Raw genomic sequence first — 19850 nt, forward strand, 5'->3', positions numbered from 1 at the left:
GCTTTGCGACGGGAAGACGCCGGCGAGACGTGTTGCCGATTCAATCCGAGGCGAAAGCGCTCTAGACATAGCCGGGACGCCCCCCGAATCGCGCCGCAGCCGAGCGAGCCTCTCATGATCGACCGCCCCCATGACTGACCGCGTCCCTGCCGCCGACGTTGAAGCGGACGGTTTTCTCGCCAGCCTGGCCGTCTATCTGCGCCCGCGCGTTCTCATCGTGGTGCTGCTGGGGTTTTCCTCCGGCCTGCCGCTGGCCCTGTCGGGCGCCACGCTGACCATCTGGATGGCCGAGTCGCAGGTGAACCTCACCACGATCGGCCTCTTCGCTCTGGTCGGGGTGCCCTATAATTTCAAGTTCATCTGGGCCCCGCTGGTCGACGCGCTGGACGTGCCGCTGCTGGGGCGGTGGCTCGGGCGACGGCGCGGCTGGCTGGTGTTCACCCAGCTTCTGCTCGTGCTCGCCGTGGTCTGGCTCGGTTTCCAGGACCCGGTTCTGTCGCCCTGGCATGTGGCCTTCGGCGCCCTGCTGGTCGCCACCGCCTCCGCCACGCAGGACATCGTCGTCGACGCCTTCCGCGTCGAGAGCCTGGAGGTGCGCGAGCAGGCCGCCGGCATGGCCGGCTATGTCGCCGCCTACCGGGTGGGCATGCTGGCCTCGGGCGCCGGCGTCGTGCTGCTGGTGGCATGGTTCGAGGCGCTGGGCGCGCCGCGTGCCGATGTGTGGGCCTATGGCTACCTCGCCGCCGCGGCGATGGTCGGCGTCGGTCTGTTCGCCGCGCTGATGGCCAAGGAGCCGGCGGGCCACCCGGTGACCCGGCCCGAGGAAAACGTGCTCCGCCGCATCGGCGAGACGGCGGTTGGCGCCTTCAGCGAATTCCTGACCCGCAACAGCGCGGTGGCCATCCTGCTGTTTGTGGTGCTTTTCAAGTTCTGCGACGCCTTCGCCGGCACGCTGACCGGGGCCTTCGTCATCGGCATCGGCTTCGACAAGGCGACCTATGCCGGCGTGGTCAAGGGCGTGGGCTTCGCGGCGGCACTGGCCGGCGGCTTCGCCGGCGGGGTGATCGCCCGCGCCCTGCCGCTCTCCACCGCGCTCTGGGTGGGGGGCATCCTGCAGATGCTCTCCAACCTCGCCTTTTCCTGGCAGGCCTGGATGGGCGTGAACGTGCCGGCGCTGATGACGACCATCGTGGTCGAGAATTTCGCCGGTGCCATCGGCACGGTGATCTTCGTCGCCTATATCTCGGCGCTGTGCGGCAACCGCGCCCACACCGCCACCCAATACGCGCTGCTCACCGCGCTCGCGGCGGTGGGGCGCACCTTCCTCGCCTCCTCCGCCGGCTTCGTCGCGGTGGAGACGGGGTGGATCGTGTTCTTCGCCATCACGTCGGTGGCGGCCCTGCCGGGGCTGGCGCTCCTGGCCTATCTGCAGGCGCGCGGCCATTTCCGGGAACTGGCCGCCGGCAGCCGGTGAGGCTGCAGCGCCGCAGCTTGTAGTCTGCAGTGAAATGCAGCAGCTCCCGCAGTTGCGCCGGGGGAAACAACCGCTCAGAAGCTGGTGCGGGCGCGGATGGCGGCGGAGAGCGTGCCCTCGTCGAGATAGTCGAGCTCGCCGCCCACCGGCACGCCATGGGCGAGGCGCGTGACCTTCACCTGCGCCTCGCGCAGAAGCTCGGTGATGTAGTGGGCGGTGGTCTGTCCATCCACCGTTGCGCCAAGCGCCAGAAGGACTTCCGTCACCGCGCCGCCATGCGCCCGCTCGACCAGCGCGGCAATGTTGAGGTCGTCGGGACCTATTCCGTCCAGCGGCGAGAGCGTGCCGCCGAGCACATGGTAGCGCGCATTCAGCGCCGCCGCCCGCTCCAGCGCCCAGAGGTCCGACACGTCGGCGACGACCACCAGCAGGGAAGGGTCGCGCGTATCGTCGATGCAGATCGAGCAGGGATCGCGCACATCCATATTGCCACAGACGCGGCATGTGCAAATCTTGCCGAGCACATCCTCCAGGGCGCTGGAAAGCGGGCTCATCAGCTGCTCCCGCTTCTTGATCAGGTGCAGCGCCGCCCGCCGGGCCGAGCGTGGGCCGAGGCCGGGCACGCGGGCGAGAAGCTGGATCAGGCGTTCGATCTCGGGGCCGGCAACGGCGCGGGGCATGGCATCCTCAAGGCCGGCGGCGTGCGGGCCGGTGGTCACGGTCTAGCGCAGCCGGGCAGGGGTCGCCAAGGGCCACGGCAACCCGTCCGTCCCATCGCCGCACGGGCGCTCCGGTTTTGCTCGACACCCGACAAGGGGGTTGCTAACCCCGATGAGGACCAATGTACGTGTCTCTTCCGGGGGGGAACCGATGACGACGACGAAGGCCGCCGCACGCGCCGTCCCGCGCCTTGTCATCGGGTGCCTGCCAATCCTGCTGCTGGCGGCCGCGTCACCCGCCCACGCGGCCGAGGGGCAGGGGATAGACGGGGCGGCGCTGCCGCTGGTCTGGGGCCTGCCCTTTGTGGGCATGCTGCTGTCGATCGCCATCATCCCGCTGCTGGCCGGGCATTTCTGGCACCATCATTACGGCAAGGTGGCGCTGTTCTGGGCGCTGGCTTTCCTCGTGCCGTTCATCGCCGTCTTCGGCGCGGGCCTGACGGTGTATGAGGTCGCGCACGCGGCGCTGCTGGAATACATCCCCTTCATCATCCTGCTGTTCTCGCTGTTCACCATCTCCGGGGGCATCCTGCTTACCGGCAATCTGCATGGCAGCCCGGGCGTGAACACCAGCCTGCTCGCCATTGGCACGGTGCTGGCCAGCCTGATCGGCACCACGGGTGCCTCCATGGTGCTGATCCGCCCGTTGCTGCGCGCCAATGATGGCCGGCGCTTCAACGTCCACACCGTGGTGTTCTTCATCTTCCTGGTGTCGAACATCGGCGGCTCGCTGACGCCGCTGGGCGACCCCCCGCTGTTCCTCGGCTTCCTGAAGGGCGTGGATTTCTTCTGGACCACGCAGCATCTCTTCCACGACACGGCGACGGTGGCGCTCATCCTGCTCGGCGCGTTCTATCTGCTCGACCGCTATTTCTATGCGCGCGAGGAGAACCTGCCGCCCAAGCCCGACCCGACGCCCGACACGGAGCGTCTCGGCCTGCGCGGACTGCGCAACCTGCCGCTCCTCGCCGGCGTCATTGCGGCCATCCTGATGAGCGCGCTGTGGAAACCGGGCATCGCGTTCGACATTTTCGGCACCCATGTGCCGCTGCCCTCGATCGCCCGCGACCTCGGCCTGCTGGCGCTGGCCGGCATCTCTATCTGGATCACCCCCGCCTTCATCCGCGAGCGCAACGGCTTCGACTGGGAGCCGATCCGCGAGGTCGCCAAGCTTTTCGCGGCGATCTTCCTCACCATCATCCCGGTGATCGCGATCCTGAAGGCGGGGGCGAGCGGCGCGCTGTCGCCGCTGGTGGCGCTGGTGACCGACGAGGCCGGTGGGCCGGTGAATGCCGGCTATTTCTGGATGACCGGCCTGCTGTCGGGCTTCCTCGACAACGCGCCGACCTATCTGGTCTTCTTCAACCTCGCCGGCGGCGACGCGCAGGAATTGATGACCCGCCATGCGGTGACGCTGGAGGCAATTTCGGCAGGTGCGGTGTTCATGGGCGCGCTCACCTATATCGGCAACGCGCCCAATTTTATGGTGCTCGCCATCGCCAGGAGCCGTGGCGTCGCCATGCCGAGCTTCTTCGGCTACATGGCGTGGTCGGGCGTGTTCCTGCTGCCCTGCTTCGCGCTGCTCACCTGGCTGTATTTCCTGTAAGCGGGCTCCCGCCGTCTCAGCTCGCCGGCCGCCGGGCGTCCAGCGAGGCGAAGCGGACGCGGAACCAGCTGTCGAGCATCGCCTTCTCGAACCGCAGCGGCTCGGCGGAGCGCACCGCCGCCGGGTCCATCAAATAGTTCATTGCGCGCAGGGTGTCCTCGCCGCGCGCCACCACCTTGCCACCCCGGCGCACCGTATAGCGCAGCGTCATAGACGGCCACGTGTCCTGCCGCATGACCCTCATATCCCCGGTACGGGAGCGCAGCGGGTTGACGCGGCCGGCGAGGTCGAGGTCGAGAACGGCAATGTCGATGTCGGTTCCCGCCGGCAGCCTTTTGGCGGCGATACGCTGTATGATGCGCTCCAGCCCTTCGAGGGTCAGTCGCTGGTCCACCGGCCCCCAGGCGAGATTGCCGTCGGCGTAGTCCTGCGGCGCCACGAAGGTGACGGCAGTGGCCGCCTGCGCGGTGCCGGGCAGCAGGAGCGCCGCCGCAAGGACCGAAACAGCCGTCCAGCGGGAGAAGCGGGCCATCATCTCATCCTCTCTGCCGGTGGCGGGGCGTCAGCCAGCGTCGCGCTATTCCGCCGCCATGGCCATCCCGGGCTGCGCGCCGCGCACATCCTCGCCGAACGTCGTCTCGAAGCGCGCGAAATGGGTGGCGAAGAGCCCGGTGAGCCGGCGCGCCGCCGCGGCGTGGTCGGCGCGGTGCGTCCACGCCTTCACCGGATCGAGGAGAACCGGGTCGACGCCTTCGAGGGCTGCGGGCACGGAAAAGCCGAAATGCGGATCCGTACGCCACTCCCCGGCCGCCAGTTCCCCCGCCTGCGCGGCATCGACCAGCCGCCGGCTGGTCTCCAGCGGCACGCGGCGCCCAGTGCCGGCGCGCCCGCCGATCCAGCCCGTATTGACCAGCCAGCAGGAAGGTTCATGCCGCGCCAGCAGGTCGCGCAGCAAGGCGCCGTAGACGTCCGGCGCGTGCGGCAGGGCAGGGGTGAAGCAAGGTGCGAAGGGCGCCGCGACGGCCGCCTCGACGATCGTCTCGGGCATCGCGGCACTCCCGCCAGCGCTGTAGCCGGAGAGGAAGTGGTAAAGCGCCTGTGCGGAGCTGAGCCGCGCGATCGGCGGCAATACGCCGAGGGCGTCATGCACCAGCAGGAACAGATGGGCGGGAGGCCGGGGCGCGCCCGGGTTCCGATCCGCCCCGAGCGGCACGATGGCGCGCGCCTGCGACGACGATCCGCCCGGCGCGAAATCGGGCGCGCGGGTGCCGGTATCGACGGGCACGTTTTCCAGCACGGCGCCGAAGCGCCGCGTCGCCGCCTCGGCGCCGGGGTGGTGAGACAGGTCGCGGAGCCGCGCGCAGACGCCGGCCTCTAGCGGCACGATGCCGTCCCGGTTCCAGCCGAGGGCGCCGTCGCCGATCTGCACATGGGTGGCATCGCCCGCCAGCGCGCTCTTGCCGGCGCCGGGAGGGCCGAGGAACAGCGCGACGTCGCCCGCCGGGTCGGCAGTGGCGGCGCCGTTCAGCGGCAATACGCCATGGTTGGGCAGCCGGTGCGCAAGGAAGGTGAAGAGGGCATGGCGTATCGCCTCGCTGCCGGCGATGCCCGCGACCAGCGCGACGCCGCTCTCGACGTCGATGGCGATGGCGCCCGTGGCATCAACGCCATGCGCCTCGGGGTCGATCCGAAAGCCGGGCGCGCAGAGGATGGTGACATCCGGAACGCTGTGCGCGTCGTGCTGGACGTCGGCGGCCGGAAACAGGTGGCGTGCGAACAGGCCATGCCATGCCTGCTCCGAGAGCACGCGCAGCCGCAGGCCGGACCCGGCGTCCACCTGCACGTCCTGCGCGAAAAGCGTGCGGCTGGCGGTATGCGCGAGCAGATCCGATTTGAGCGCCTCGAAATGCGCGCGCGACAGGATGACGGTGCTCTCGCGAAGGGCTTCCTCCGCGCCGTCCTCATGTGGGGATGTGCGGACCACATAGTGCGCGGGCGCAGCGGAAGGTGCTGCAGTGGTCACCACCAGCGCGCCGCTGTCGGAAAGCCTCGCCTCGCCACGGGCCACGGCGCGCTCGCACAGTGCGGCCGCTCCCAGGTTCCAGAACACCCGGCCGGTGAGCGAAAGGCCGCTGGCCGGAAGCCCCTCGGATTCATGGCCGGTATGTTCATTCTGCGTGCCGCTTTGGGTCAAGGTCGGCTCCTCCTACGCATGACAGGAGGCGGCATCCTGCAGGGCCAGTCGGGCCTTTTGCGCGAATTTCCGGGTCGATTGTGTGGCTAAAGCAGGCCGAACCGCGCGTTGCCTGCTACCGACAGCAGCCTCAAACCGCTGCCGTACGGGCGGTGCCGGCGAGTTCGACCAGTACAGCCCGCATCTCCTGCGCGTTCGTGACGCGGCGGCCGAAGTCGAGCCGGCGCACCTGCGTGCCGTCCATAAGGTCGCAGCCCTCGGGGTCGAGCCCGACCATCTTCCAGTGGCCGGGGCCGGTGCCGACGAGGTGAAGCGCATAGAGCTGCACCGCGTCCGCATGGTCGGCATTCATGTGCGCTACGGCGCTCTCCTCGGCGGCGAGAAGGCCGGCGGCATCATCCACCCGGGTGGAAAGCGCTGCCCCCGCGACATCGACAATGCGCCCGAAGCCGGCGACCAGATGAGCGCTCTCCATCTCCACGCGGTAGAAGCCGAAGTCGCTGAAGCCGGCGAAACCCGCCGCGTCCGGGTGCCGCGCGAGGAAACGGCGGCGCGCCGTCGCGATTTCGTCGGCATCGGTGAGCGCGTGGATGCGGCCCTTCAGCCCGGCGCGCGCGCCCTGCAGTTCATCCCCCTTGCGGTGCTCGTCCACCAGAAGCGAGACGCGCGCATCCCGCTTGAGGTTGCCGGTATGGCGGGCGAGCTGCGAGAGCAGGAGCAGCGGCGCACCATCGGGCAGGTTGGCGCATTGCACCAGCGACGCGTAGGGCCCGCCATCGGCGTCGAGCGTCGCCAGCGCAGCCGTCTGGCTCTCGCGAACCAGCCGCTTTACCGCGCGCGCGGGGTCAAATGCCTCTGTGGTCCCGGATGTTTCTGGCATGGGTGAACACTCCGCCCTCAGCGCCGAAGAGGTGCCCGCGCCGACAGCCGGCGTCAAGCGGGTCGCCACGATTGGCGGGCGCGGCCGAAACGCGCTAATTTCCGCTGAATCAGTTTGCGTGTCACATTGTAGCCACGCCGGCGGGGTTCACCCCTTTGTGTTACCGCCGCCGAACAGGAAAGTGCGCAGATGCCGACCATCGCTCTCGTCGACGACGATCGCAACATTCTCACCTCCGTTTCCATTGCCCTGGAGTCGGAGGGCTATCGGATTCAGACGTACACTGACGGCGCCACGGCACTTGACGGCTTCAAGACCAATCCACCCGACCTCGCCATCTTCGACATCAAGATGCCGCGCATGGACGGCATGGAGCTGCTGCGCCGCCTGCGCCAGAAAAGCGATATGCCGGTCATCTTCCTTACCTCCAAGGATGACGAGATCGACGAATTGTTCGGCCTGAAGATGGGCGCCGACGACTTCATCAAGAAGCCGTTCTCGCAGCGCCTGCTGGTGGAGCGCGTGAAGGCGGTGCTGCGCCGCTTCGCGCCCAAGGACGGCACGCTGCCGCGCGAGACCGACAGCGCCAAGGTGCTGGAGCGCGGCCTGCTGCGCATGGATCCCGAGCGCCACACCTGCACCTGGAAGGGCGAGAACGTCACCCTCACCGTCACCGAGTTCCTCATCCTGCAGGCGCTGGCCACCCGTCCGGGCGTGGTGAAGAGCCGCAACGCGCTGATGGATGCGGCCTATGACGACCAGGTCTATGTCGACGACCGCACCATCGACAGCCACATCAAGCGGCTGCGCAAGAAGTTCAAGGTGACGGACGACAATTTCGAGATGATCGAGACGCTGTACGGCGTCGGCTACCGCTTCAAGGAGTAGCGGTTCTTTGCTTGATCCGGAATCGACCCGCCACCCGGTCGCACGCGCGATCGGCGATGAAGGGGAAACGATGGACATGTCCCGGCCCGGCGAGCGCTCGGGCCTGCTCGGCAGCTTGCGCCGGGCGCGCAATTTCGTCGCCTTCAAGAGCTTCTCGAGCCTCACGCGCCGCATCGTCCTGCTCAATCTGGTGGGCATGTGCGTGCTGGTGTCGGGCATCCTCTATCTCTCGGAATTCCGCGCCGGGCTGATCGATGCCCGCGTGCAGAGCCTGATCGTGCAGGGCGAGATCATCGCCGGCGCCATCGCCGCCTCGGCGCAGGTCGAGACCAACGCCATCACCATCGATCCCGAGCGGCTTCTGGAGCTGAAGGCCGGCGAGAGCTACGGCCCCGGCGAGGAGGGCTTTGCCCCGCTCGAATTCCCGATCAATCCCGAACGGGTCGCCCCCGTGCTCAAGCGGCTGGTCGAGCCCACCGGCACCCGCGCCCGCATCTATGACCGCGACGGCGCGCTGCTGCTCGATTCCCGCTCGCTCTATGCGCGCGGCGAGATCCTGCGCTTCGACATGCCCGCCCCCACCACGCCCAAGCCGAACTGGATGGAACGCGGCTGGAACGCGATGAAGTTCTGGTTCGAGCGCGGCGACCTGCCGCTCTACAAGGAGCTGGGCCCCAATAATGGCAAGGGCTACCCGGCGGTGGTCGAGGCGCTGCAGGGGCAGAAGGCGAGCGTGGTGCAGGTCAATGAGCGCGGCCAGGTGATCGTCTCGGTCGCCGTGCCGGTGCAGCGATTCCGCGCCATTCTGGGCGCCCTGCTCCTCTCCACTCAGGGCGGCGAGATCGACGAGGCGGTGGCGGCCGAGCGGCTGGTGATCGTGCGGGTCTTCCTCGTCGCCATGGCGGTGATGGTGGTGCTGTCGCTGCTGCTGGCCGGCACCATCGCCGGTCCGGTGCGCAAGCTGGCCGACGCGGCCGAGCGGGTGCGCCGGCGTACGCGCTCGCGCGTCGAGATTCCCGATTTCACCAACCGTTCCGACGAGATCGGCCATCTCTCCGGCGCCTTGCGCGACATGACGGACGCGCTCTATTCGCGTATCGAGGCGATCGAGAGCTTCGCCGCCGATGTGTCGCACGAGCTGAAGAACCCGCTCACCTCGCTGCGCTCTGCGGTGGAAACCTTGCCGCTGGCGAAATCCGACAATTCGCGCGGCCGTCTGCTGGAGGTGATCCAGCACGATGTGAAGCGCCTCGACCGGCTGATCACCGACATCTCCGATGCCTCGCGGCTCGACGCCGAGCTGCAGCGGCAGGAATCCGAACCCGTCGACCTCGTCCGGCTGCTGACGACCGTCACCGGGGTTCACAATGACGTGCTTCGCGGCGATGGGGTGCGGGTGAGCCTGACCTTCGAGCCCGAACCAGGGGACGGCGGCGCATTCATCGTTCCGGGCCACGATTCCCGGCTCGGCCAGGTGATCAACAACCTGATCGACAATGCCCGCTCCTTCTCCGCCAAGGATGGCGAGGTCCGCGTCACCTGTCGGCGCAACCGCGAGAGCGTGGAGATCATCGTCGACGACGATGGCCCCGGCATTCCCCCGCACGCGCTGGGCCGCATCTTCGAGCGCTTCTACACCGACCGGCCGGAGGAGCAGGGCTTCGGCCAGAATTCCGGCCTTGGCCTCTCCATTTCGCGCCAGATCATCGAGGCGCATGGCGGTCGCATCTGGGCGGAGAACCGCCCGGGTGAGAGCCGTCCGGAGGAACCGACCCCGAAGAAGCCGAAGACCTCGCGTGCCAAGGCCAAGCCGGCGACGGGCGAGGGCGAAACCGGCGCGCCGGCCGCGCGCAAGGCGACGGCCAGGCTGTCCGGCGCGCGCTTCATCGTCCGGCTGCCGGCGAGCTAGCCATGGTGGAGGTTGTTGCAGCACCGGGAAACGGCGCCGCTACCATTCACGCCAGCTGCCTATGCGTCGGCGGGCGGGGCGTGCTGATCCGCGGTGCGTCCGGTGCGGGCAAGTCGCACCTTGCCTTCGCGCTGATCCTCGCCGGTCGTGCCGGTCTGGTCTCATCGGCCCGACTGGTCGCGGATGACCGCGTGTTGCTGTCGCCCCGGGACGGGCGGCTTTTCGCCGCGGCTCCGCACTGTCTGGCGGGGCTCATCGAGGTACGAGGCGCCGGCCTTCGGCGCCTGCCCTTCCTGGCCGAGACCGGGATCGATCTCGTGGTCGACCTCGGTGCCACCGACGCCGCCCGCCTGCCGGAGCCCGCGACGCGGCGTGTCCTGGTCGAAGGAGTGGAGATCGAACGTCTCCCGGTCTTTGCAGGAGGCGACCCCGTGCACCAGGTGCTGGCCGCGCTGCTCACGACGCCGGCGCTGGACGAGGATTCAGGGCCGGGCGGCACTCTCTGACGGGCCGTGCACGGATTTTCCGCTGCGGTACTTGCCATTCGTGTGCAGCGCAACGATGATGTGCGCCCCGCGAAGGGGGCGGCGGGCGATCATGCGTCGATGCCTCCGGCAGTCGCATGGCAGTCGCGCCGAACAGGCGTGCGGCGGAGCAAGATGATAGGTCTCGTACTCGTAACGCACGGACGCCTTGCCAGCGAATTCCGTGCCGCGCTCGAACATGTCATGGGGCCGCAATCCCAGATCGAGACGATCACCATCGGGCCGGACGACGATATCGAGCGGCGTCGCCAGGATATCGTCGATGCGGTCGGGGCGGTGGACAGCGGCGGTGGCGTGGTGATCCTCACCGACATGTTCGGCGGCACGCCGTCCAATCTCGCCATCTCGGTCATGACATCCCCCGATATCGAGGTGGTCGCCGGCATCAATCTGCCGATGCTGGTGAAGCTCGCCACCGTGCGCGGCGAGGTTCCGATGGGCGAGGCCGTGGCGCAGGCCCAGGAGGCCGGGCGCAAATACATCAACATCGCCAGCCGGGTATTGGCCGGAAAATGAGTGCGACCACGGACGCTCTCCGGCGCGAGCTCGCCATCGTCAACCGGCGCGGGCTGCATGCGCGCGCCTCCGCCAAATTCGTGCAGACGGTGGAGCGCTTCGACGCCGATGTGCGCGTCACCCGCGCCGGCGAGACGGTCGGCGGCACCTCGATCATGGGGCTGATGATGCTGGCGGCGGCGCCGGGCACCACCATTCTCGTCGAGGCGAGCGGCCCGCAGGCGCGCGAGGCCATCGACGCGCTGGAGGCGCTCGTGTCCGACCGCTTCGGCGAAGGCGAGTGACATCGCCACGTTCGCCTCGTGCGAGCGCGGCCGTCATATAAAGACATCTTTATATCGTTATTGTATTTGCAGGGCGCGGCTGCTATCACGCTGCCAGCTCATTCATACCGCTTTGCGTCTGGCAGCAGGGAAACCGCATCATGGCCTCCGCCACCGATTACATCGTCAAGGACATCAGCCTCGCCCCGTTCGGCCGCAAGGAGCTCTCGATCGCCGAGACCGAAATGCCGGGCCTGATGGCGACCCGTGAGGAATACGGCCCGAAGCAGGTGCTCAAGGGCGCCCGCATCGCCGGCTCGCTGCACATGACCATCCAGACCGGCGTGCTGATCGAGACGCTCGTGGCGCTCGGCGCCGATGTGCGCTGGGTCTCCTGCAACATCTACTCGACGCAGGACCACGCCGCCGCCGCCATCGCCGCCGCCGGCGTGCCGGTGTTCGCCATCAAGGGCGAGACGCTGACCGAGTACTGGGACTACACCGCCAAGCTGTTCGACTGGCACGGTGGCGGCTATCCCAACATGATCCTCGATGATGGCGGCGACGCCACCATGTATGTCCATCTCGGCCTGCGTGCCGAGAACGGCGACACTGCCTTCCTCGACGCTCCCGGTTCGGAAGAAGAGGAAGTGTTCTTCGCGCTGCTGAAGAAGCAGCTCAATGAGAAGCCCAAGGGCTATTTCAAGGCGATCGCCGACAGCATCCAGGGCGTCTCGGAAGAGACCACCACGGGCGTCCACCGGCTGTACGACATGCAGAAGGCCGGCACGCTGCTGTGGCCCGCCATCAACGTCAACGACTCGGTGACCAAGTCGAAGTTCGACAACCTCTATGGCTGCCGTGAATCGCTGGTCGACGGCATTCGCCGCGGCACGGACGTCATGATGTCCGGCAAGGTCGCCATGGTCGCCGGCTTCGGCGATGTCGGCAAGGGCTCGGCCGCCTCGCTGCGCCAGGCCGGCTGCCGCGTGATGGTCTCCGAAGTCGACCCGATCTGCGCGCTGCAGGCGGCGATGGAAGGCTATCAGGTGGTGACCATGGAGGAGGCGGCGCCGATCGCCGACATCTTCGTCACCGCCACCGGCAACAAGGACATCATCACCATCGAGCACATGCGCGCGATGAAGGACCGGGCGATCGTCTGCAACATCGGCCACTTCGACAACGAGATCCAGATCGCGTCGCTGAAGAACCTGCAGTGGGACAACATCAAGCCGCAGGTCGACGAGATCACTTTCCCCGATGGCAAGCGCATGATCCTGCTGTCGGAAGGCCGCCTGGTGAACCTCGGCAACGCCATGGGCCACCCGTCCTTCGTGATGTCGGCCTCCTTCACCAACCAGACGCTGGCGCAGATCGAACTCTACGCCAACAACAAGGACGGCAAATACAAGAAGGAAGTCTACGTGCTGCCGAAGGCGCTGGACGAGAAGGTGGCGATGCTGCACCTCGCCAAGATCGGCGTGAACCTCACCAAGCTGCGCCCCGACCAGGCCGCCTATATCGGCGTAACCCCCGAGGGCCCGTTCAAGAGCGATCACTACCGTTATTGATCGGCGTTTTACGCAGTAATGCCGTCATGGCCGGGCTTGTTCCGGCCATCCACGGTTACCCCTGAGGCAAAGACGTGGGATGCCCGGGACAAGCCCGGGCATGACGGCCAAGGGTGTGAAGATGCGGGTATGAAGCCCGTTGGGCTCACAGATCCTTCTGCAGGAACACCAGATCGAGCCGCCGGCCGAACTTGGTGCCGATCCCCGGCATGCGGCCGGTCTCCTGGAAGCCGAGGCGCGCGTGCAGCGCCAGCGAGGCCTCGTTGCCGCCGGTGATGCCGCCGATCATCACCTTCTTGCCGAGCGTCCGCGCCGGCTCGAACAGCGCCTCCACCAGCGCCCGGCCGAGCCCGCGCCCGCGAGCGGTTTCCGCGACATAGACGGAATGCTCGACGCTGATGCGGAAGCCGTCGAAGGGCCGGAAATCGCCGAAGCTCGCATAGCCCAGCACCTCGCCACCCTCTTCCGCGACGATGACCGGATAGCCCTTGGCCTGCCGGTCGCGCAGCCAGGCGGCGCGGTTGGCGAGATCGGTCGGCGTGTCGTTCCAGATCGCCGTGGAATTCAGAACGGCGTGATTATAGATGGCGAGGATGCCAACCAGATCGGCTTCCATTGCAGCGCGCAGCATGATCTCTCCCGTTTCCGGCCAAGTCAGCTTAGGGGGCGTGGCGAGGAAATTCCATGGCGGCGCTGGCATGCCGCCGCTACGCTCCCCATATCCGGGTTTCGCGGGTCGACCGCGTCAGGAGGGAAGACCTAAAGGATGAGCTCGACCGATCCGTTCGATCGCATGCGTTTCACCGTCAGGAAGGTGAGCTGGTGGCAGGTGGCGATCATCCTTGCCGTTGCGCTGGCGCTCGGCACCGCTTTGGCGCTGGTCGCGGCCAGCGTGTTCCTCGTGGTTTTCCCGATCATCGTCATTGCCGGCCTTGCCTATCGCCTGTTCGGCGGGCGCAAGCGGGCGGGCCGGGCCGACGGCCCGCCCATCATCGAGGCGGAGTACCGGGTATTGTCGCCGGAAGAGGCGGCCCGCACCGACAAGGATCGCTGGGATTCCGAGCGCCGCGTGCGCTAGAGCACGGGCGCCCGGGGGCGCGGCCGTTCACTTCTCGACAAACGCCTTCTCGATCACGAAGTCGCCCGGCTCGGTGGTCGAGCCTTCCTCGAAGTTCTTCTCCTTGAGAATGACCCGCATGTCGTCGAGCAGCTGCGGGCTGCCGCACAGCATGACGCGGTCATCCTCCTTGTCGAGGGGAGGCAGGCCGAGATCGGCGAACAGCTTGCCGGAGGTGATCAGATCGGTGATGCGGCCCTGGTTGCGATAAGGCTCGCGCGTCACTGTCGGGTAGTAGACCAGCTTCTCCTGCACCAGCTCGCCGAAAAACTCGTTCTCCGGCAGCTCGTTCTCGATAAAGTCCTGATAGGCAAGCTCGCCAACCGTGCGCACGCCGTGGACGAGGATGACCTTCTCGTACGCCTCATAGGTCTCCGGGTCCTTGATGAGGCTCATGAAGGGCGCGAGGCCGGTGCCGGTGGAGAGAAGATAGAGCCGGCGGCCGGGGACGAGATAGTCGACCAGCAGCGTGCCGGTGGGCTTGCGCCCGACAATCACCTCGTCGCCGACCTTCAGGTGCTGGAGGCGCGAGGTCAGTGGCCCATTCGCCACCTTGATCGAGAAGAACTCCAGCGTCTCCTCGTAATTGGCGCTGGCAATGGAATAGGCGCGCAGCAGCGGCTTGCCGTCCACCTGAAGGCCGATCATCACGAACTGGCCGTTCTTGAACCGCAGCGCCGGGTCGCGCGTGGTGGTGAAGGTGAACAGGTTGTCGGTCCAGTGGTGCACCGACAGGACGCGCTCGGTGTGAAGATTGCTCATCTACAATCCATAAAAGTGAAAACTTCCAAACAAACGGAAGTCGATGTAATTCTCCGCCTCCGTGTACTGCGCATTCGCGCCGCTGTCGACCCTTTGTCGCGCCGTCGGCGACGTGGCTTGCACAGCCCACCTAGGCCCGACTCATGGCTTGCCCTTGCCCGCCGGCCGGTGAAACATGCGTCGCCGTCTCTGCCCGGCGGACGGCCGACCCGGGGGAACCATGTTCAGTCACGTCATTCTCGGCGCGCGCGATCTGATGCGGCTGACGGCGTTCTATGACGCGGTGCTGGCACCGCTGGGGTTAGTGCGTGTCGATCAGCCGCCGGATGGCGGCCCGGCAGGCGCCATGTGGGTGATGCCGGGGCGGGCCTGGCCGCAATTCTTCGTGCAATTGCCGTTCAACGGGCTGCCGGCCAGCTGGGGCAACGGCACGCAGGTCAGCTTCGCCGCGCCCTCGCCCGCGGCGGTGGACGCGGCGTGGCGCGCCCTGGTCGACAATGGCGGCATCGACGAGGGGGCGCCGGGGCTGCGCCCGAACTATGCGCCCGATTATTACGGCGCCTATGGCCGCGACCCCGAGGGCAACAAGCTCTGCTTCGTTCACCTCGCCGAACTGGAAGAGCTGACGGTGCGCGCGGGGGCGTGAGGCGGGCGCGCTTCAGCGGCCGGCGTCGCTCTCGCGCCGTGCCTCCACCACCTGCGCCTCCGCCCGTCGGACTACCGCTTCGAGCCGTTCCCCGGCCGCACTGGTCGCGAGGCCCAGCGACAGGTTGAGCGTCGAGGCGGAATAGAACTGATTGTTGAGGCTCGCCAGTTCGCGGATGTTCTCCATTACGGCGAGGCCGGCTTCGCCGTCCACCCCCGGCAGCAGCACAGCGAATTCATTGCCGGCGATGCGTGCGGCGCAATAGGGCGCGTCCACCGCCTTGCCGATGATCTCGCCGGCGCGGCGCAGCAGCATGTCGCCGGCCGCCTGACCCAGTTGCTCGTTCACCTTCTTCAGACCGTTGAGATGGGCCGAGATGATGGTGACCGGGAACGGGCCGCGCCGCTCCAGCCGGTTCAGTTCGTCAACATAGAAGGTGCGGTTGTAGAGCTTGGTCAGCACGTCGTGCTTGCCGAGATATTCGAGATAAGCCTCGGCCTTCTTGCGGGCGGTGATGTCGGTGAGCGCCACCTGCACCAGCGACCAGTCGTCTTCATGGCCAGGCAGCACCGAGAACTGGAGGTGCACGTGCAGAAGGTCGCCGCCCAGCGTGTAGTTCACCACTTCACGCGTGTGGAACAGCTTGCCGTTCCACAGCTCGACGAGCTGCTCGCGGAAATGGCGCTGCATGTCGTCACGAAACACGCTCTGCACATTGTCGACGAGTTCGGTCGTGCTGGCGGCACCGAACATCTCCAGCGTGTGCCGGTTGACCTCAATGACCCGGATCTCGCTGAGGCAGCGCTGCACGAATTCGGGGTGAACGTCGGTGAAGACGCGGAAATCGTCGATGCCGCGGAAGCGCAGATCGTCCATCAATTGCTTGATGGTGGAGAAATCCTCCACCCAGAGCGAGACCGGCGAGTGCTGGAACAGGCCGAGCGCGTAGCGCTCCGCGCTCGCGGCCTGGCGCCGCGCGGCTTCGCGGGCGGTCACATCTTCGGCGGACAGCAGAATCCGCCCCAGCGTCTCCTCATAGCCCGGCAGGACAGTGCCCTTGAGCTGGATATCGAGCCGCTCGCCATTCAGCGTGTAGTTGACCGCCTGGCTGGCGAAGCTCGTATGGCCGTCCCAGAGCTGCGAGAGCTCCTCGATATGGGTGAGCAGCATGTCGTCGCGAAATACCTTGTCGAGATTATCGACGAGGTGGGAGAGGCTGCCGGCCTCGAACAGCGAGAGGGTGCGCTGGTTGACCTTGAGCACCTTTATGCGGCGCGAGCATTCCGCCACGCGGTCGGGATAGCCGCGCAGATGTTCACGCAGCGAGGTGACGCCTTCGGAGCGCCAGCGGTCGAACAGCTCCCGCACCGCGCTGAAATCCTCCAGCCAGAGCGAGATCGGCGCAAGGTCGAACATGTCGTCATGGTCGTCCCCCTGTGCATCGGCGATTCGGGGTTGCAGCGGCGAAACGCTCGATTTGTCCGGCTTCATCGCGGGCTTACCGACCATGTCATGACGTTATGGAAAGGGCGGACGATTGCGCTAGGGAGCGCTCATCAAGGCTTTGCGGGAAGGTATAATTAGACCGCATGGTCTGAAATTACACGTAAATCTAAGGGAGATTCGGCTGGGCCGCAACGCGGACGCTGCATCGATGCCAAAGCTGCGCTGGGATCAAGGCGGTTCTGATCCTATCTTTCTACCAGTGCGGAGCGCCATCCGCGAAGTGGTTTGGGTGTGACATGAGCGAAATTGTCTGTATTTCCCCCATCGACGGGTCCGAATTCGTCCGGCGGCCGGCAGCTTCCGAAGCGGCAATCGCCCAGGCCGTGGCCGAGGCGCGCGCAGCCCAGCGCGCGTGGCGCCACGTGCCGATCGCCGAGCGCACGGCGCATGTGCTGCGCTTCCTCGACGCCATGCTGGCGATGAATCAGGAGATCGTGCCCGAACTCGCCCAGCAGATGGGTCGCCCGGTGCGCCATGGCGGCGAGTTCGGCGGCTTCGAGGAGCGGGTGCGCTATGTCGCCGAAATGGCGCCGGACGCCCTCGCCCCGGTCGTCCCCCATGATGTGCGCCCCGGTTTCACGCGCTATGTCAGGCGCGACCCGCTCGGCCTCGTGCTGGTGGTGGCGCCGTGGAACTACCCCTATCTCACGGCGGTGAACACCATCGCCCCGGCGCTGATCGCCGGAAACGCCGTTCTGCTCAAGCATGCCGCGCAGACGCTGCTCGTCGGCGAGCGGTTCCAGATGGCGATGGACCGCGCGGGCCTGCCCAAGGGCCTGTTCGCCAATCTCGTCCTCACCCACGACCAGACCTCGCGCCTCATCGGTTCCGGGGCGGTGGACTTCGTCAATTTCACCGGCTCGGTGGAAGGCGGGCGGGCCATCGAGCGGGCGGCGGCGGGCACCTTCACCCCGCTGGGGCTGGAACTCGGCGGCAAGGACCCGGCCTATGTGCGCGCCGATGCCGATCTCGATTTCGCGGTGGCGAACCTCGTGGACGGTGCCTTCTACAATTCCGGCCAGTGCTGCTGCGGCATCGAGCGCATCTATGTGCACGATAGCCTCTATGACCGCTTCATCTCCGGCTTTGTCGGCCTGACCTCCCAATATGTGCTCGGCAATCCGCTGGACGAGGCAACGACGCTCGGCCCGATGGCGCAGAAGCGCTTCGCCGATCTCATCCGCGGGCAGATCCGCGAGGCGGTGGACAAGGGCGCGAGGGCCCATATCGACCCGGCCGCCTTCCCCGCGAATAAGGAAGGTACGCCCTATCTCGCCCCGCAGGTGCTGACCGGCGTCGACCATTCCATGTCGGTAATGCGGGACGAGAGCTTCGGGCCGGTGGTCGGCATCATGAAGGTGAAGGATGATGGCGAGGCGCTGGCACTGATGAATGACAGCGTCTACGGGCTCACCGCCTCGATATGGACCACCGACCTTGAGGCGGCCGAGCGGCTGGGCGGGGACATCGAGACCGGCACCGTGTTCATGAACCGCTGCGACTATCTCGACCCGGGCCTCGCCTGGACCGGGGTGAAGGATACCGGGCGCGGCGCCTCGCTCTCGCGCATCGGCTTCGAAAGCCTCACGCGGCCGAAATCCTTCCATTTGCGCCACGGCTGAGGTCACCGGCCTTGCGGCTGCCATAGCGGTGGGCGGCCTCGATGGCGAGGCCGGTGCCGACCGAGCCGAAGGTGTCGCCATCCACCGTGCGCGCCTGCGGCACGGTGGCGCGGATGGCGGCGCGCACATGCGCGAGCCGTGTCGAGCCGCCGGTGAGGAAGAGCGCGTCGATATCTTCCGCCTTCAGCCCGGCCTGGTCGAGGCAGAGGCCGACACGCCGGGCGATGCGTTCGGCAAGCCCCCGCGTATGTTCGACGAGTTGTTCCGGCGTCAGCCCGACGGAAAGCCCCGCTTCCAGCCAGCCGAGATCGACGCGCGCCTCGTCGGCCTCGGCGAGAGCGATCTTGGCCGCCTCGGCCTCCATTGCCAGCGTATGGCCGCGCTGTTCCTCGATCACCCGGATCAGCCGCTCCACCCGCTCCGGCTGGGCCGCTTCGCGGCGGACCTCGTTGAGCTCGCGCACCGTCTTGGAATTGTACAGCCGGTTGATGCTCGACCAGGTCGCCAGCTCGTGGAAATAGCCGCTCGGCACATCACGGCCGGGCCGCTTCATCGAGCTGCGGAAGCCGAGCAGCGGCATCAGCGTCCCGAGGCTGAGGGTGCGGTCGAAATCGGTGCCGCCGATCCGCACACCGTCATTGGCGAGGATGTCGGCGCTGCGGTCCTCCCGCGCCCGCCGGGCGGGCCCCAGCCGGACGATCGAGAAATCCGAGGTGCCGCCGCCAATGTCGGCGATCAGCGCGATTTCCTCGCCGGCCACCTGCTGCTCATAGTCGAGCGCGGCGGCGATGGGTTCGAACTGGGTCGAGACGTCGCGGAAGCCGATATCGCCGGCGATGGCGCGCAGCGTGTCCTCGGCCTTGCGGTTGGCGGCCGCGTCGTCATCGACGAAGAACACCGGCCGGCCGAGCACGACGGAATCCAGCGCGGTGCCGGCGTCTTCCTGCGCGCGCGCCTTCACCGCCCGGAGATAATCGGCGATCACCTCGCGAAAGCCGATGGCCCGGCGGCCGATCTGGGTCTTCTCGTCGATCAGCGCGCTGCCAAGCACAGCCTTGAGGGAGCGCATCAGTCGCCCGTCCTCGCCTTCGACATAGCGGGCCATGGCGGCTCGGCCGATGGTGAGGGTGCCGTGCCGGTCATAAAATACCGCGCTCGGCACCGTGTCCTTCCCATCTTCCAGCGCAGCCAGAATCGGGCCGCCGCCGCGCCAATAGGCGAGGGTGGTGTTGGACGTGCCGAAATCGAGGCCGCAAAACGTCATCTGGTGGCTCCGCCGGAAGGGGCGCTTTCCTAAAGGCTTCGTCTGGCATCTTCAACTGACATGATGTTGACGTTGCGTGCCGGAGACGGCACAGCTGGGGAAATCCTGGAGGAACGACGCCGTGACGCTGCACAACTGGACGATGAAGCACTCGATCGCCGTGGTGGTCATCACGCTCCTGGCCGTCGGCGCCTTCCTGTTCAGCTGGACCTGAACGGCGAGGGTGGGCACGGGCTTCTGGCCATTGTCACATTCGGTCCCTATGTGAAGGCAAGGTCCCGCGACGGGCCTGACCCGCTATGCGCGCCGGCCGGCTGCCTCGGAGCCGGATCGGGCAAGGCGCGCCGGCGGTCTCGCGGCCCCCG

At 67.2% G+C, this 19850-nt stretch carries 19 protein-coding genes; 11 read left to right on the forward strand and 8 right to left on the reverse strand.

Going from position 1 to position 19850, the window contains the following annotated elements:
* Window positions 1-130: 130 nt before the first annotated feature.
* Window positions 131-1474: an AmpG family muropeptide MFS transporter gene (locus tag ACQY76_RS09430; RefSeq protein WP_428032620.1), complete on the forward strand. Its 1344-nt coding sequence runs from the start codon at window positions 131-133 to the stop codon at window positions 1472-1474.
* Between the two features lie 74 nt (window positions 1475-1548).
* Here ACQY76_RS09430 and recR read toward each other — a convergent pair whose 3' ends face one another.
* Window positions 1549-2154 (reverse strand): recombination mediator RecR, encoded by a 606-nt coding sequence (gene recR / locus ACQY76_RS09435; RefSeq protein ID WP_428032621.1) that lies wholly within the window; start codon window positions 2152-2154, stop codon window positions 1549-1551.
* A gap of 190 nt (window positions 2155-2344) precedes the next feature.
* On the opposite strand from recR, the gene ACQY76_RS09440 reads away from it, so the two are divergent.
* Window positions 2345-3799 (forward strand): sodium:proton antiporter, encoded by a 1455-nt coding sequence (locus ACQY76_RS09440; RefSeq protein WP_428032622.1) that lies wholly within the window; start codon window positions 2345-2347, stop codon window positions 3797-3799.
* Window positions 3800-3815: 16 nt separating this feature from the next.
* Here ACQY76_RS09440 and ACQY76_RS09445 read toward each other — a convergent pair whose 3' ends face one another.
* From ACQY76_RS09445 to ACQY76_RS09455, 3 genes are all read right to left on the reverse strand, one after another.
* Window positions 3816-4331, reverse strand: a complete 516-nt coding sequence (locus ACQY76_RS09445; RefSeq protein WP_428032623.1) for a DUF3016 domain-containing protein — start codon at window positions 4329-4331, stop codon at window positions 3816-3818.
* Between the two features lie 45 nt (window positions 4332-4376).
* Window positions 4377-5993 carry a phosphoenolpyruvate carboxykinase (ATP) gene (locus ACQY76_RS09450; protein WP_428032624.1) on the reverse strand — a complete coding sequence of 539 codons (1617 nt, stop codon included), beginning with the start codon at window positions 5991-5993 and terminating at the stop codon, window positions 4377-4379.
* 130 nt (window positions 5994-6123) lie between these two features.
* On the reverse strand, window positions 6124-6873 hold the full coding sequence (locus tag ACQY76_RS09455; protein WP_428032625.1) for a HugZ family protein: 750 nt from the start codon (window positions 6871-6873) through the stop codon (window positions 6124-6126).
* 189 nt (window positions 6874-7062) lie between these two features.
* Between ACQY76_RS09455 and ACQY76_RS09460 the strand changes: the two genes are divergently transcribed.
* The 6 genes from ACQY76_RS09460 (at window position 7063) to ahcY (ending at window position 12568) form a co-directional block, all read left to right on the forward strand.
* A complete protein-coding gene (locus ACQY76_RS09460; RefSeq protein WP_152303983.1) occupies window positions 7063-7761 on the forward strand; it encodes a response regulator transcription factor in 699 nt (232 codons plus the stop codon).
* A gap of 70 nt (window positions 7762-7831) precedes the next feature.
* Window positions 7832-9670, forward strand: a complete 1839-nt coding sequence (locus ACQY76_RS09465; protein ID WP_428032626.1) for a stimulus-sensing domain-containing protein — start codon at window positions 7832-7834, stop codon at window positions 9668-9670.
* A gap of 2 nt (window positions 9671-9672) precedes the next feature.
* The gene (locus tag ACQY76_RS09470; protein ID WP_428032627.1) at window positions 9673-10176 is read left to right on the forward strand and encodes an HPr kinase/phosphorylase; all 504 of its coding nucleotides are present in this window, start codon (window positions 9673-9675) and stop codon (window positions 10174-10176) included.
* Window positions 10177-10329: 153 nt separating this feature from the next.
* The gene (locus tag ACQY76_RS09475) at window positions 10330-10731 is read left to right on the forward strand and encodes a PTS sugar transporter subunit IIA (RefSeq protein ID WP_428032628.1); all 402 of its coding nucleotides are present in this window, start codon (window positions 10330-10332) and stop codon (window positions 10729-10731) included.
* Window positions 10728-11015 (forward strand): HPr family phosphocarrier protein, encoded by a 288-nt coding sequence (locus ACQY76_RS09480; protein WP_428032629.1) that lies wholly within the window; start codon window positions 10728-10730, stop codon window positions 11013-11015. Before ACQY76_RS09475 ends, ACQY76_RS09480 begins: the two co-directional genes overlap by 4 nt.
* A 140-nt stretch (window positions 11016-11155) precedes the next feature.
* The gene (ahcY, locus tag ACQY76_RS09485) at window positions 11156-12568 is read left to right on the forward strand and encodes an adenosylhomocysteinase (protein ID WP_428032630.1); all 1413 of its coding nucleotides are present in this window, start codon (window positions 11156-11158) and stop codon (window positions 12566-12568) included.
* A 145-nt stretch (window positions 12569-12713) separates the two neighbouring features.
* Here the strand turns inward: ahcY and ACQY76_RS09490 are convergent, their stop codons facing one another.
* Window positions 12714-13199, reverse strand: coding sequence for an N-acetyltransferase family protein (locus ACQY76_RS09490; protein WP_428032631.1), 486 nt, complete (start codon window positions 13197-13199; stop codon window positions 12714-12716).
* A 135-nt stretch (window positions 13200-13334) separates the two neighbouring features.
* On the opposite strand from ACQY76_RS09490, the gene ACQY76_RS09495 reads away from it, so the two are divergent.
* A complete protein-coding gene (locus ACQY76_RS09495) occupies window positions 13335-13646 on the forward strand; it encodes a hypothetical protein (protein ID WP_428032632.1) in 312 nt (103 codons plus the stop codon).
* A gap of 27 nt (window positions 13647-13673) precedes the next feature.
* On the opposite strand, the gene ACQY76_RS09500 is transcribed toward ACQY76_RS09495, so the two are convergent.
* Window positions 13674-14447 (reverse strand): ferredoxin--NADP reductase, encoded by a 774-nt coding sequence (locus ACQY76_RS09500; protein ID WP_428032633.1) that lies wholly within the window; start codon window positions 14445-14447, stop codon window positions 13674-13676.
* A 220-nt stretch (window positions 14448-14667) separates the two neighbouring features.
* Here ACQY76_RS09500 and ACQY76_RS09505 point away from each other — a divergent pair, with 220 nt between their 5' ends.
* Entirely contained in the window at window positions 14668-15093 is a 426-nt protein-coding gene (locus ACQY76_RS09505; RefSeq protein WP_428032634.1) for a VOC family protein, read from the forward strand.
* A 12-nt stretch (window positions 15094-15105) separates the two neighbouring features.
* On the opposite strand, the gene ACQY76_RS09510 is transcribed toward ACQY76_RS09505, so the two are convergent.
* Window positions 15106-16584 (reverse strand): diguanylate cyclase domain-containing protein, encoded by a 1479-nt coding sequence (locus tag ACQY76_RS09510; RefSeq protein ID WP_428032975.1) that lies wholly within the window; start codon window positions 16582-16584, stop codon window positions 15106-15108.
* Between the two features lie 251 nt (window positions 16585-16835).
* Between ACQY76_RS09510 and ACQY76_RS09515 the strand changes: the two genes are divergently transcribed.
* Window positions 16836-18221, forward strand: a complete 1386-nt coding sequence (locus tag ACQY76_RS09515; protein WP_428032635.1) for an aldehyde dehydrogenase family protein — start codon at window positions 16836-16838, stop codon at window positions 18219-18221.
* Here the strand turns inward: ACQY76_RS09515 and ACQY76_RS09520 are convergent.
* The gene (locus ACQY76_RS09520; RefSeq protein WP_428032636.1) at window positions 18184-19485 is read right to left on the reverse strand and encodes an Hsp70 family protein; all 1302 of its coding nucleotides are present in this window, start codon (window positions 19483-19485) and stop codon (window positions 18184-18186) included. The genes ACQY76_RS09515 and ACQY76_RS09520 overlap by 38 nt on opposite strands.
* Window positions 19486-19850: the final 365 nt, after the last annotated feature.

It is taken from the genome of Ancylobacter sp., assembly GCF_965279025.1.
GTDB lineage: Bacteria > Pseudomonadota > Alphaproteobacteria > Rhizobiales > Xanthobacteraceae > Ancylobacter.

What these genes read in the sequence shown, in the direction of transcription:
- ACQY76_RS09430 (WP_428032620.1), top strand. Translation starts at nt 131, where the DNA reads ATGACTGACCGCGTCCCTGCCGCCGACGTTGAAGCGGACGGTTTTCTC.
- recR (WP_428032621.1), bottom strand. Translation starts at nt 2,154, where the DNA reads ATGCCCCGCGCCGTTGCCGGCCCCGAGATCGAACGCCTGATCCAGCTT.
- ACQY76_RS09440 (WP_428032622.1), top strand. Translation starts at nt 2,345, where the DNA reads ATGACGACGACGAAGGCCGCCGCACGCGCCGTCCCGCGCCTTGTCATC.
- ACQY76_RS09445 (WP_428032623.1), bottom strand. Translation starts at nt 4,331, where the DNA reads ATGGCCCGCTTCTCCCGCTGGACGGCTGTTTCGGTCCTTGCGGCGGCG.
- ACQY76_RS09455 (WP_428032625.1), bottom strand. Translation starts at nt 6,873, where the DNA reads ATGCCAGAAACATCCGGGACCACAGAGGCATTTGACCCCGCGCGCGCG.
- ACQY76_RS09460 (WP_152303983.1), top strand. Translation starts at nt 7,063, where the DNA reads ATGCCGACCATCGCTCTCGTCGACGACGATCGCAACATTCTCACCTCC.
- ACQY76_RS09465 (WP_428032626.1), top strand. Translation starts at nt 7,832, where the DNA reads ATGGACATGTCCCGGCCCGGCGAGCGCTCGGGCCTGCTCGGCAGCTTG.
- ACQY76_RS09470 (WP_428032627.1), top strand. Translation starts at nt 9,673, where the DNA reads ATGGTGGAGGTTGTTGCAGCACCGGGAAACGGCGCCGCTACCATTCAC.
- ACQY76_RS09475 (WP_428032628.1), top strand. Translation starts at nt 10,330, where the DNA reads ATGATAGGTCTCGTACTCGTAACGCACGGACGCCTTGCCAGCGAATTC.
- ACQY76_RS09480 (WP_428032629.1), top strand. Translation starts at nt 10,728, where the DNA reads ATGAGTGCGACCACGGACGCTCTCCGGCGCGAGCTCGCCATCGTCAAC.
- ahcY (WP_428032630.1), top strand. Translation starts at nt 11,156, where the DNA reads ATGGCCTCCGCCACCGATTACATCGTCAAGGACATCAGCCTCGCCCCG.
- ACQY76_RS09490 (WP_428032631.1), bottom strand. Translation starts at nt 13,199, where the DNA reads ATGCTGCGCGCTGCAATGGAAGCCGATCTGGTTGGCATCCTCGCCATC.
- ACQY76_RS09495 (WP_428032632.1), top strand. Translation starts at nt 13,335, where the DNA reads ATGAGCTCGACCGATCCGTTCGATCGCATGCGTTTCACCGTCAGGAAG.
- ACQY76_RS09500 (WP_428032633.1), bottom strand. Translation starts at nt 14,447, where the DNA reads ATGAGCAATCTTCACACCGAGCGCGTCCTGTCGGTGCACCACTGGACC.
- ACQY76_RS09505 (WP_428032634.1), top strand. Translation starts at nt 14,668, where the DNA reads ATGTTCAGTCACGTCATTCTCGGCGCGCGCGATCTGATGCGGCTGACG.
- ACQY76_RS09510 (WP_428032975.1), bottom strand. Translation starts at nt 16,584, where the DNA reads ATGAAGCCGGACAAATCGAGCGTTTCGCCGCTGCAACCCCGAATCGCC.
- ACQY76_RS09515 (WP_428032635.1), top strand. Translation starts at nt 16,836, where the DNA reads ATGAGCGAAATTGTCTGTATTTCCCCCATCGACGGGTCCGAATTCGTC.
- ACQY76_RS09520 (WP_428032636.1), bottom strand. Translation starts at nt 19,485, where the DNA reads ATGACGTTTTGCGGCCTCGATTTCGGCACGTCCAACACCACCCTCGCC.